At 69.2% G+C, this 11,141-nt stretch carries 13 protein-coding genes; 7 read left to right on the plus strand and 6 right to left on the minus strand.

Annotation, left to right across the window (positions count from 1 at the left end):
• Positions 1 to 508: 508 nt before the first annotated feature.
• Positions 509 to 991: a TetR/AcrR family transcriptional regulator gene (locus AB0J09_RS40800; RefSeq protein ID WP_360703312.1), complete on the minus strand. Its 483-nt coding sequence runs from the start codon at positions 989 to 991 to the stop codon at positions 509 to 511.
• Between AB0J09_RS40800 and AB0J09_RS40805 the strand changes: the two genes are divergently transcribed.
• Positions 978 to 1,943, plus strand: coding sequence for an aldo/keto reductase (locus AB0J09_RS40805; RefSeq protein WP_360703315.1), 966 nt, complete (start codon positions 978 to 980; stop codon positions 1,941 to 1,943). The two genes, AB0J09_RS40800 and AB0J09_RS40805, sit on opposite strands and share 14 nt — an antisense overlap.
• Positions 1,944 to 2,405: 462 nt before the next feature.
• Here AB0J09_RS40805 and infA read toward each other — a convergent pair whose 3' ends face one another.
• Together infA and AB0J09_RS40815 are read right to left on the minus strand one after the other, a co-directional pair.
• Positions 2,406 to 2,630, minus strand: coding sequence for a translation initiation factor IF-1 (gene infA, locus AB0J09_RS40810; RefSeq protein ID WP_360703318.1), 225 nt, complete (start codon positions 2,628 to 2,630; stop codon positions 2,406 to 2,408).
• Positions 2,631 to 2,759: 129 nt separating this feature from the next.
• Complete coding sequence (locus tag AB0J09_RS40815) at positions 2,760 to 3,557, minus strand: GNAT family N-acetyltransferase (RefSeq protein ID WP_360703321.1); 798 nt, start codon at positions 3,555 to 3,557, stop codon at positions 2,760 to 2,762.
• 537 nt (positions 3,558 to 4,094) lie between these two features.
• On the opposite strand from AB0J09_RS40815, the gene AB0J09_RS40820 reads away from it, so the two are divergent.
• The 3 genes from AB0J09_RS40820 to AB0J09_RS40830 all read left to right on the plus strand — a co-directional run bounded on the left by AB0J09_RS40820 (position 4,095) and on the right by AB0J09_RS40830 (position 6,552).
• Positions 4,095 to 5,015: a hypothetical protein gene (locus tag AB0J09_RS40820; RefSeq protein WP_360703324.1), complete on the plus strand. Its 921-nt coding sequence runs from the start codon at positions 4,095 to 4,097 to the stop codon at positions 5,013 to 5,015.
• 518 nt (positions 5,016 to 5,533) lie between these two features.
• A complete protein-coding gene (locus tag AB0J09_RS40825; RefSeq protein WP_360703327.1) occupies positions 5,534 to 6,058 on the plus strand; it encodes a sigma-70 family RNA polymerase sigma factor in 525 nt (174 codons plus the stop codon).
• Positions 6,055 to 6,552, plus strand: a complete 498-nt coding sequence (locus AB0J09_RS40830) for a hypothetical protein (protein ID WP_360703330.1) — start codon at positions 6,055 to 6,057, stop codon at positions 6,550 to 6,552. The genes AB0J09_RS40825 and AB0J09_RS40830 overlap by 4 nt, the downstream gene beginning before the upstream one ends.
• Here AB0J09_RS40830 and AB0J09_RS40835 read toward each other — a convergent pair.
• Positions 6,533 to 6,700, minus strand: coding sequence for a hypothetical protein (locus AB0J09_RS40835; RefSeq protein ID WP_360703333.1), 168 nt, complete (start codon positions 6,698 to 6,700; stop codon positions 6,533 to 6,535). The genes AB0J09_RS40830 and AB0J09_RS40835 overlap by 20 nt on opposite strands.
• A gap of 121 nt (positions 6,701 to 6,821) precedes the next feature.
• Positions 6,822 to 7,724, minus strand: a complete 903-nt coding sequence (locus AB0J09_RS40840; RefSeq protein ID WP_360703336.1) for a hypothetical protein — start codon at positions 7,722 to 7,724, stop codon at positions 6,822 to 6,824.
• A gap of 338 nt (positions 7,725 to 8,062) precedes the next feature.
• Between AB0J09_RS40840 and AB0J09_RS40845 the strand changes: the two genes are divergently transcribed.
• A complete protein-coding gene (locus AB0J09_RS40845) occupies positions 8,063 to 8,407 on the plus strand; it encodes a hypothetical protein (RefSeq protein WP_360703339.1) in 345 nt (114 codons plus the stop codon).
• A gap of 24 nt (positions 8,408 to 8,431) precedes the next feature.
• On the opposite strand, the gene AB0J09_RS40850 is transcribed toward AB0J09_RS40845, so the two are convergent.
• Positions 8,432 to 8,725 carry a DUF2809 domain-containing protein gene (locus AB0J09_RS40850; protein WP_360703342.1) on the minus strand — a complete coding sequence of 98 codons (294 nt, stop codon included), beginning with the start codon at positions 8,723 to 8,725 and terminating at the stop codon, positions 8,432 to 8,434.
• Between the two features lie 286 nt (positions 8,726 to 9,011).
• Here AB0J09_RS40850 and AB0J09_RS40855 point away from each other — a divergent pair, with 286 nt between their 5' ends.
• Positions 9,012 to 9,221, plus strand: coding sequence for a helix-turn-helix domain-containing protein (locus AB0J09_RS40855; RefSeq protein WP_360703347.1), 210 nt, complete (start codon positions 9,012 to 9,014; stop codon positions 9,219 to 9,221).
• An 11-nt stretch (positions 9,222 to 9,232) separates the two neighbouring features.
• A partial coding sequence (locus AB0J09_RS40860; protein WP_360703344.1) for an AAA family ATPase occupies positions 9,233 to 11,141 on the plus strand: 1,909 nt, incomplete at its 3' end.

Below are 11,141 nucleotides of genomic sequence, written 5' to 3' on the forward strand. Positions count from 1 at the left end.
CTGAGAGTGGTCGCCGCCGCGACGACGGCGAGCGCGGCGGCGCAGGCCAGGATCCCGCCGGTGAGCCTTTCCGCATTCAGGGCGATGCCGGAGGGGTTGGACAGCCGAGCTCCGCTGAACGCACCTGCGTCCCACGCGGGCATCCTGCACGCTCAGCTCGCCGTACGAGCGGAAGCCGTGACCACACAACAACCCGCCGTCGATGACGATCGCGTCGGCGGTAAGGCCGTAGCCGCCTGACCGCCCGACCTGCGCGCCATCGAGGATCATCCTCCCCCCGATCCTGGCGCCGGCGATGCGTATCTCACCGTCGATGACGGCGTTCGCGCACAGAAGATCCCGGTCGACGATCAGGTCGCACGCGTCGGTAAGGAGATGGTCCAAGGTCACCACCGGCTTCGCAACCGTGATGCCCTGATCGTCCACAGCGACCGTCGAGAGTCCCGGCTCGTTGAGCGCGCGGTGCCGGTCGGCGTCGGCCGTTTGCCGACGCAGCCGACCCCGCTGATCACGAGTCCGTACCGGCGCTCGTTCGCGGGCGGACCGCGTCGGTGAGGAGGTCGAGCAGGCGATCGGTCTGCTCCTGAGGGGCGCCGGCCGTGATGGCGAGGAACACGCCGACGAGCATCGTGGTGACGTCGTCGGGGTGGACGTCCGCGCGGAGCGTGCCCGCTGCGACACCCTGTTCGAGGATCGTGGCGATCGTGCTGGTGACGCGTTCCCGTGAGGGGGCTGCGATGCGCCCGGAGGCAAAGCCGGCGCGCAGCGTCTCCATCATCCCGCGTTTGGTGGCGACGAACGTGGCGTAGCGGCCCATCCAGGCCCGGAGCGCGACGTCGGCCGGGTGCTGTTCGAGCAGAGTGGGGACGCTCGCGGTGACGTCGTCGAGCTCGGCGGCGTAGACGGCGTCGACGAGGCTCTCACGGGTGGGGAAGTGGCGGTACAGGGTCCCGATTCCGACTCCAGCCTGGCGGGCGATGGCCTCCAGCACAACCGGGCTGTCGGCGGCCGCGAAGGCGGCCTGGGCGGCGGCGATGAGCTTCTCGCGGTTGCGCCGCGCATCGCGACGGCCGGCCGGCCGTACGGTCTCGCGCGTCGGGTACGGCGCGATGCAGCTGCAGCGCCTGCACGGTGACCGCCGCGCCGCCGTCGCCCTGCTGCGCCAGGCGATCGACCTCGGCGTCGACCACGTGGACACCGCCCAGTTCTACGGTGACGGCTTCGTCAACGATGTCATCCGCGAGGCGCTCCGGCCCCAGGACGACGTCTTGGTCGTCAGCAAGGTCGGCGCCGCCTCCGATCCCGGCGGCCCGGCCCCGCTGCGTCTGGCGCAGCGGCCCGAGGAGCTGCGGGCCGGCGTCGAGGAGAACCTCGCCACGCTTCAGCTGGAGCGGATCCCGGTGGTGAACCTCCGCCGCGTCGATGCCGGGCTCACGATCCCCGTCCCGGACGACCAGGTGGTCGACCTCGACGACCAGCTCGCGGAACTGATCGCCTTGCGCAGCGAAGGCAAGATTGGTGCGATCGGGCTGAGCAGCGTGGCCCTCGACGGACTGCGCCGCGCCCTGCCGGCGGGCATCGTCTGTGTGCAGAACGCCTACAGCCTCGTAACGCGCGACGACGAGGACATGCTCCAGCTCTGTGCGGACGAGCAGATCGCCTGGGTGCCCTACTTCCCCCTCGGCGGCGCGCTCGCGGGTCTTCCGAAAGTGACCGACGAGCCGGCCGTGCTCACCGCCGCCCAGAGCCTGGGATGCACCCCGGCGCAGGTCGGCCTGGCCTGGCTGCTGCACCGCGCCCCCCATGTGCTGCTCATCCCGGGCACCGCCGACGCATCCCATCTCGAAGCGAACCTGGCAGCGGGCGCGATCACCCTCGACGAAGAGACCCTCGCCGCGCTCGACACGGTTCCGACACGCTCGTTCGCCGCCCCGCACCACTGACGGGGCCCGGTCCGCTCCGGCCGGCCCGTGGCGGATGCCGTCGATACCCGGCGCGAACGGCACTCCTCCCACCGCAGCCCCACCCGGAAGGTCCCTCTCTCATGAATCTGCTCATCCTGGGAGCGACCGGCCCCACCGGCCGCATCCTGACTGACCTGGCGCTGCGCTCCGGTGACTCCGTCACGGCTTTCGTACGCAACCCGGCGACCCCAAACGCACCGGCACTCAGGAGACCGGCTTGTCAGGGGCTTGCTCCTGCGCTACGCGGCCGCGGTTCGGCGCGCGTCCGTTCGGCCGTACCACCAGGTCAGGGCGGCCGCGGCCATGGCGAGCGCGGCCGCCGGCGGCGTCGAGCGCGATCCAGCTCGGCCGCCCTCACGCCGATGACCTTGCTACGAGGGCGTCCGGCTCGAAGCCGGACGCCCTTACCGCTGTCGCAGCAGGCCGATGACGTGCCCGCCGCTACGTCCTGTACCGGTAGAGGATCCGCCCGCGGGTGAGGTCGTACGGGCTGAGCTCCACGAGCACCCGGTCATACGGCAAGATCTTGATGTAGTTCTTCCGTATCTTCCCGCTGATGTGCGCCAGCACCTTGTGCCCATTCTGGAGTTCCACCTTGAAGGTGGCGTTGCGTAGGCACTCGACGACGGTGCCCTCGACTTCGATGCCGCCTGCTGTTCTTGCCATATTCTCGCAATTCTCCGGTCGGTGACTGTGAGGTCGGTTGGGAAACGAATTCCGTTGACGCAACCGTGATGGAGGCGCCTCGGCAGACGCGGTTGTCGCGGACGGTGGCCGGCCGTGCGCGGTGGGGCTTCAGCGAAGCACCAATTCCAGGTTGCTGCTCGCACGCCGGGCGCCGACGCCTTCGAACAGCGCCATGGCCGCCCCGTTGGATTCGTTCACTTCAGCCGATGCCGTTTCGATCCCGCTGCGGTGCAGCGAACCCAGCACGTGGGCGAGCAGCGCCCGGGCGATACCGCGGCGGTGCTGGGCGGACCGGACTGCGATCAGCCCGATCCGTGGCTGCCGGATCACCGGCACCACCCGGACCAGTCCCACGTATTTGCCGGACTGTGCTGCCACCGCGTACTTCGACGGGTCCACCAGGGTAACGCCGTCCGGGCGGGGCAACACCTCAGCCGGCATCTCCTGCCATCCGACGGTGGCCTCGACTTCGTCGCGAATCACGCGGTCCAACGTACGCAGACGGCCCTCCTCCGCCTCGCCGACGGCCACTATCGTCACGCCCGACGGCGGTAGCACTGAGCCGAGTCCCGTGGCCCGCGGGTCGGTGGGCACGAGGTACTCCCACTCGCGGCGTCGGGTCGTGAAGCCGGCTCGCTCCCACTGGGACGTCAAGTCGAGGTCAGCCTCGTCGACCACCGTGTACAGCGGCTTCGGCAGGTCCGCCAGCATGGCATCGGCGAGTTGGTCGAAGACCGAGCCGTGCCACGCGTCGATGCTGAGGAAGATCCGCCCGTCGGGCCTGCGCGAAGCGTCGCCGCGACCGACCACCCGGTGGTCCTCCACAGCGTGCCATTGCCTCTCCGCGACCCGTGTGATTAATACGGCATGCTCGCCCATGCCCGAAGTGAACTGCGCAGAATTCATAGGTTGTTGCCTTTCGGGAGTGCCTTGTCGAGGCGCTCCCGGCGACACCTACATCAATCGCCCGACCGTGACGACGAAGGGGAGCACCCACATCGATACAGCGTTCATGGGTCTCACCTCCTCGCGTGATGTCACGGTCTGCGGAACGCTATCAGCCCGAACGTCGTCCCTTCCAACCATTTTCCCGCCGATCAACTTGACGGGTCGCCAATGCGCTCATCTGCCGTAGGTCGCGCGGCTACCCCAAGGTCCAGGCGCCCGCGTGTCGCGCGTCTGAGACGGGAGTTGTTCCCAAATGGGACAAGTTCACCGAGACGAGCGGGATCAACTGAACGAGAAAGACTTCGATCACTTTCTCAAGGATCATGGCACGCGGTCCGGCAAGCGCAGTGGTTTCTCACTCGACCTGGCATATAGGTGCCAATAGCGCCGCCGTCGCCTTTGTCCTATCCGGGTAGCAGCGCCCAGCGGGCGGGGCTGGCTCCAGTGCGTGGGTCCATACCCCTCGCTTCCGGTGCACATGGCACAGTCCTCAGTGTGCCGTTGGACGATCTGCCGGACTGGTTGCCGGCTTGGTGTCTGGACCATCTGGGTGGCGAACCCGCCGACGTGCTGTTCCGGCTACAACAGATGTCAATGGTGTTCGGTCTCCGGTTGGCCGATGGCAGGGAAGTCGTGGTCAAGACGCGCGCCGATGACGGTCGGGCCGTGTCGTGTGTCGCGGCACAGGCCCGGTTGGCCGAGCGCGGGTTTGCGTGTGCCCGGCCGCTCACGCCAGTGGTCGGTGTCGGTTCGCTGGCCGTGCACGCCGAGGAGTTCCGGCCCGGCGGCGAGGTGTTGGACGGGGACTCGCCGGACGTGGCCGTGCGCTACGCGGAGGTGTTCGCCCAGCTGATGGCCGAACTGGCTGACGTGACGGTCGCGCCGCCGCTGCCGAATCCGCGCTGGGTGCGTTGGGACCACACGGATTCCGGAGTGTGGCCGGCGATCGAGTTTCTCGATGCCCGAGACCAGAGCGCCGTGCCCGCGTACGTCGCTGACACGGCCGACCGGGCCCGCGGGCGGATACTGGCCGCCAGTCTGCCGTGCGTGCTGGGCCACGCCGACTTCGAGGCACAGAACCTCCGGTGGCACGGTCGGGAGGTGTGGGCGGTGCACGACTGGGACAGCCTGGCGTGGCAGCCGGAGGCGGCGCTGGTGGGAGCGGCGAGTGGGGCGTTCGCCAGCGCCGGGCCGCCCACGCTGGCGCCGATCGAAAGTTCCGAGGCGTTCCTGGTGGCCTATCAGGACATTCGGGGCCGCTTGTTCACGGCCGTGGAGCGGGAGATCGCGTGGGCGGCCAGCTTGTGGCCGGCAGCGCACAACGCCCGATGGGAAGCACTGCACGGCGACATCCCAGTGTCCGGCAATGCGCTCCGGGCACAAGCAGCCGAACGCCTCCGCCGAGCCAATGCCTAGCACCAGCATGTGAGTCCGGCGAACGCCCAGGGTTGGCGTCGCGGGCGCCGCGGCCGCACCGGCCCGCCTGAGGGCGTGCATCAGCCGGTACTTGGTCGACTCGTCACGGAACCAGTGGTCGGCGTCTTCCCGGGCCGGGAAGGGAACCGCGCGGAGCGCCGCGTGCACCGCCGGGACCGCGGTAGCGCCCCGTTCGCCCAAGGTGGCCGAGGCGAGTACACCGAGGAAGTTGCCGATCTCGGGCAGGCTCGCGATGAGCTCCTCCGTCGTGGACCCGTCCTCGCCGGTGAAGTACGCCAGCAACCGCTCGGCGGAACCGTGGCTGTCGTGACGATCGAACATCCGGTAGAGGGCGGTCGATGGTGGCGCGGCGCGTTCCAGGTTCTGCTGGATGGTTCCGGCGGCAGCGCGGCTTGCTGCGATGGCCAGAATGAGCCTGGTCGGCTCCGCACGATGATGCGGAAACGGTGAACCTGATCGGCTTCTCGTCCGACTGTGCAGGGTGACGGGAGGATGAGATGACCGATGAGCTGCTGGTGGTGCGCGCCCAGCTGGGTGAGCGGGCGGCACTGGCCGAGCTGGTGGCCCGCTGGCGGGTGCCGGTATGGACATACGTGCGGCGCATGCTGGATGCCGAGCGGGCCGACGACGTGAGCCAGGAGGTCTGGCTGGCGGTGGTCCGCGGCCTGCCCCGGCTGCGGGAACCGGGCCGGTTCGCGCCCTGGCTGTTCACGATCGTCCGTCGATCGGTGATCGACCGCCTGCGCAGCCAGTACGCCGGCGAGGAGGAGGGGCTCGCGCAGGGGGACATCGCCGTCGACGACCCGGTCGAGGCCATGGTGGATCGCGCCGAGTTGGTGAGCGCCCTGTCGGCCCTGCCGGTGCTGGAGCGGGAGGTCCTCGTCCTGTTCTACCTGGAAGACCTGCCGGTGGAGGACTGCGCGCAGATCTGCCAGATTCCCGCCGGCACGGTCAAGTCCCGGCTCAACCGGGCCCGTCGCCTGCTGCGTGAGCACCTGGAGGAGAAGGGGTATCGGCCATGACCGAGGAGGAACCGCGTCTGTCGGCGCAGGAGATGATCGAGCGGCTGGAGCGGTCGCTGTCGCCGAGCAGGCGTGTTCGGGCGGTGGCGGCGCTGGTGGCCGGGCTTGCCGGGGCGGTGTTCGTGGCCGTGCTGTGGTGGAGCGAACCGGGCCCGCTGCCTGGCCGTACGCATCTGGCGTTCGGACTGTTCACCGTGTTCTGCCTGGCGTGGGCCGGGTACGGCGGGTGGCTGCTGACACGCCGGGTGCCGTTGTTCGCGGCGGATCGGGTGATCGCCGCCTGGATCGGCCTGATCGCCTCCGCCGCCACGGCCGCGCTGGTGGTCGTCGTCACCGTCCAGCGCGCCACCGGCCTGGGGCTTGCGCTGGCGGTCGGGGGCCTGTTCGTCGCGGCGGCGCTGGTGCTGCTCGTACGGGCCCATGCCCGCCGTGCGGCGCTGCTGCGCCGCCTGCGCGAGCTGACCGGCGATGAGATCAGCGGGGACGAGGGGTGAACGCGCTGGAGACCCGTGAGCTCGGCAGGTCGGAGGTCCTGGCGTTGCCGGGGTCGTTGGGCTCCTGGTTCGGATCCGCCACCGTGTCGTAGTACTCGGGCTTCGCCTCGCCCTCGTACTCCACGTACAGCTCTCCGGCGGTGCGCACCGCCGCGTAACTTGGCGGCTGCGAATTCCCCGCCTGGGAAGGCTCGGCGTCCGCCGCGAGATCCCGGCCACCGGCGGTCCCGGCGGTAATGGATACGGCCGAAGCTACGCGGACCCCCTCTTCAAGATCGAGATTGTGGGGTGGTGACGTAGCAGGGCGGCAGGGGCGCTGGAACTACTGCGGCCGGATCCAGGATGGCCCGATGCTTGCCCGTGTACGGGGGACAGCGGTAGTCGCGGCTGATGCGGATCTCGGCCACTCGCGGGGCGAGGCGGTAGGTTGCGAAGGGCATGGTGCACTCACTGTGGCCGTCCTCCCAGCGCAGCCACACCACGTCATCCTTGCGAGGGTTGACCATGGCCGGCGTGTCGCGGCTGTCGTTGAGGGATTGATAGTCGTCGGTGACATCGCGGAACCGGCCGGTCTGCCCGCGATCATAGAAGCAGACGTAGGGCGAATCGCACCGGTTGGGATCTTCGCCGCGGACCAAGGGGATTCCCTTATCGGCGGGCCACAGGAACAGGGTCACAACCGTGGCGATCAGCGTGCCCGCCACGAGCCCGGAGAGGCCAAACAGCACGATGCGGGCTCGGGTCGGCCGCGCGGGCATCGGCTCGGAGGCGTGAACCGAGGGAGTTGTCTCCTTGACCGGCTGGGTGCCGGACTCAAGGTCACCAGGGCTGGCTATTCGCCGCCAGGCGTCCTGCCAACGGGCGATTTGAGTCTCGATCTCCTCGGGTGACAGGTCGCAGGCGGCGAGGCACGCCGCTACGTAGGCCTCGACGAAGGCCAGCCGCGGCAGGCCGGGCAGCCCCCGTCCGTTGAGGATGTAGGACACGGTGCTCGGTGGCAGGGCATCCGCAGGGTGGCCATCGGGGGTGGTGGAGCGGCCGGCCAGGTGACGCAAGCGGCGCAGTGAGGGCCGTCCCGCCCAGATCCTGAGCCGGTCGAGTACGTCGATGAATTCCCGGGCGCTGCCTGCCGATGCCGGATCTGGCGGAGGCGAGGTCACCGCGTCGCCCATTTGAAGACCACCTTCCTAAGGGGAACGAGACGGTCGGCTGGACCTCTTGGCGTTTTACGCCCGACGTACAAGATCGGTCAATTGTGTCCAATTTTGTTGCGTCGCTTGTTAGACACCTGTCTGCCCAGGTGAGCTGGCTGTGCCCGGTCAAATCCAGGCGACCGAGCTGAAGGTGGCCGCCATCTCAGCTGCCGCGGTGAGCGGATAACTCGCCGCGTATCGCGGAGGCGGTCCGCTGGGATCAAGGAAACACTTGTTCCAATCAGTGGAACTAGGCGGCTCTACCGATCGCTGCGATCACGCAATCGCTGATCATCAGTCGAGAGGAATGGATGAGCATGACAGGAAAGTTCCGACTCATGGCGATGGCGACGCTCACCTCTGCCGCGCTGGTCGCGTTGCCCGCCTATGGCGCGTCGGCCTCCGCCGGTGCACTGGCCGGGCCGACGGCCGTCACGGACGTGAGCACAATCCTCGACAGCGCCCCGGACTGCGCGACGACCTGGACGGGACACGACCTCAGCAAGTGGGTGAAGGTTCGCAACGACTGCGGCCGTACCATCCGCATCAAGATCATCATTCAGTACAACTTCGACAGCCCGTGCAAGGTGCTCCAGCCGCACAAGACCTTCTTCTTCCGTTACGGCATGGCCTCCTACCTGGACGAGGTCAGGTCCTGCTGACCCCGAGCAGGATCCGCCACGCCGTCATCCCGCCCTCCGCAACCAGAGCGTGTGCGCGGCCCAGGCCGCCGCGGCGCCCACCGCGTACCAGAAGAGGTCGGGCGGGTTGAACGTGCTGCCCAGTAGCGGCCGCAGCACGGCCGGGATCTCCTCAAGCTGGGCGAACTCGATCGCCCAGCTTGCCCCGGCCGCCAGCACCGCCGCCACCCAAGGGCTCACCCTGGGGAGGATCAACACCACGAGCGTGTAGATCAACACGGTATAGAGGGCGTCGCCCGCGTACTTCGACACGGGGCCGTCGAACAACGCGCGCACCACCAATCCGACCGCAACAGTCAGAACGGCTACGCAGAGAATGGGCAAGCGGGACATCAGATCACGTTAGTGCCAAGAGCGGTGAAGATTTACACCGCACGAGGAAGCGAAGATGAAGCGATTCTCCGCCAATCGCGCCTGTTCCTCACGTACGCCGATGGTGCGTCCGCGTACTGGAGCACAGTCGCGCGACCGGCGACCGTAACGCCGAGGCCCGCACGGTGCACATCCTCGGGCAAGCACTGGCGGCGATTGTCGTACCGAACCGCCTCTCGGCCGCGCCGCCGGCCTGTGCGTCCGCCGCGTGAGCGTGTACTACCGGCTGCGCCGGATCGAGAAGATCGCCGGCGTCGACCTGCTGAACGGCGACGACCGCCTCGCCTTCCCCTGGGTCTCAATCGGACTCAGATGGCCCAGGCTGGTACCGCCCAGCGGGCCGGGCGCTGCGGCTGACCTGGAGAAACGTTTGACCTGGTTCGCGGGTGAAACCTACTGTTAACCATGGCAGCGGTGACGCGAAGGCGGCCCGCCGGTAACCTGCCCGTCGAGGTGACGGGGTTCGTCGGCCGCCGGCAGGAGCTGTCACAGGCCCGGCGGCTGCTGGCCGACACGCGTATGCTGACGGTGACCGGCCTCGGTGGGGTGGGCAAGACCCGGCTGGCGTTGCGCGTGGCGGCCGAGGCCCGGCGGGCCTTCTGCGACGGCGTGTGGCTGGTGGATCTGGCCCCGCTCCAGGACGGAGAGCTGCTCCCGCGGGCTGTGGCCGACGCTCTGGGTCTGCGCGACGAGTCGTCCCAGCGCCCCTTGTCGGGGCTGGTGGAGTTCCTGGAGGACAAGCAGTTGCTGCTGGTGCTCGACGGCTGCGAGCATCTGACGTACGCGGCCGCCGTGCTCGCCGGCAAGCTGCTGGGCGCGGCCCCCAGGTTGCGGATCCTGGCGACCAGCCGGGAGACGCTGGGCGTCGAAGGTGAATACGTGCTGGCCGTGCCTCCGCTGGCCGTCCCGGAGCCGGGCCAGCCGCCGGCGGCCCTGACGCGGTCCGAAGCGGTGAGGCTGTTCACCGAGCGGGGCGCGGCCGTGCTGAACGGTTTCATGGTCACGGAGGCCAACGCGGAGGCGGTGACCGCGCTCTGCCGTCGCCTGGAAGGCATCCCGCTGGCCATCGAGCTGGCCGCGGCCCGGCTGCAGGCACTGTCCGTGACGCAGATCCTGGACCGGCTCGACACCCGTACTCCGGCGTACCGCGCCTTGGTGCCCCGGCACCAGACGATGCGGGCGGCGATCGACTGGAGCTACGACCTGTGTACCCCGCAGGAGCGGACCCTGTGGGCCCGGCTGTCGGTCTTCTCCGGCGAGTTCGACCTGGAGGCCGCCGAACACGTGTGCGCGGGCGACGGCCTGCCGCAGGAGCAGATCTTCGACCTGGTGGCGTCCCTGCTGGACAAGTCGATCCTGGTACGCGGCGAGGACGTCACGCACGCCCGTTACCGGCTGCTGGAGGTCATCCGCCAGTACGGCCAGAACGTTCTGGCCGAGTCAGGGGAGGAGGTGGCGTCGCGCCGCCGGCATCGCGACCATTTCCGCGGCCTGGCCGTACGGGCGGAGGCCGACTGGTTCGGCCCGCGTCAGGCGGAGTGGATCATTCGGCTGCGGCACGAGCACGCCAACCTGCGGGCCGCGCTGGACTTCTGCCTCCGCGAGCCCGGCGAAGCGCGACACGCCCTGGAGATCGTGGCGGCGTTGTGGAACTACTGGGTGTTCTTCGCCGGCTCCTTCGGCGAGGGCCGCCATTGGCTGGAGCGGGCGCTGGAGCTGGACGCGGAGCCCACCGCCGCCCGGGTCAAGGCGCTGTGGGTGGACGCCTGGTTCGCCCTCAGGCAGGCCGATCTGACCGCGGCCTCGCCGCTGCTGGAGGAGTGCCGCGAGCTGGCGCGGCGGCTCGACGACCGGGTCGCCCTCGCGTTCGTCGCGCACTTCTCCGGGCTGACCGCCTACCTCCAGGGTGACACGGCCGGCGCGATCGGGCTCCTGCGCGAGGCGCGGGGCCTCCACGCGGCCAACGGCGACCAGGACGGCGTGTGGATGACTCTGTTCCATCTGGTCATCGCCTACTCCAGCGCTGGAGACGATGATCGCGCGGACTCGCTCGCCGCCGAGTGCCTGGCGATGTGCGAGACCCGGAGCGCCTACCTGTCGAAGTCGAACGCGCTGTGGGTCGTCGGCCTCGCACGGTGGTTCAGGGGCGAGCAGGACCGGGCCTCCGCCCTGGTCAGGAGCGGCCTGAAGATCATGCGGTCGCTGGACGACCGGTGGGGTGTCGCCGCCTGCCTCGAGGTGCTGGCCTGGGTCGAGGCGGCTGACGGCCGAGACGAGCGCGCGGCCCGGCTGTTCGGTGCCGCCGGCATGGTCTGGCAGGCGA

This window comes from Nonomuraea sp. NPDC049784 (assembly GCF_040659615.1).
In the GTDB taxonomy this organism is placed as follows: domain Bacteria; phylum Actinomycetota; class Actinomycetes; order Streptosporangiales; family Streptosporangiaceae; genus Nonomuraea.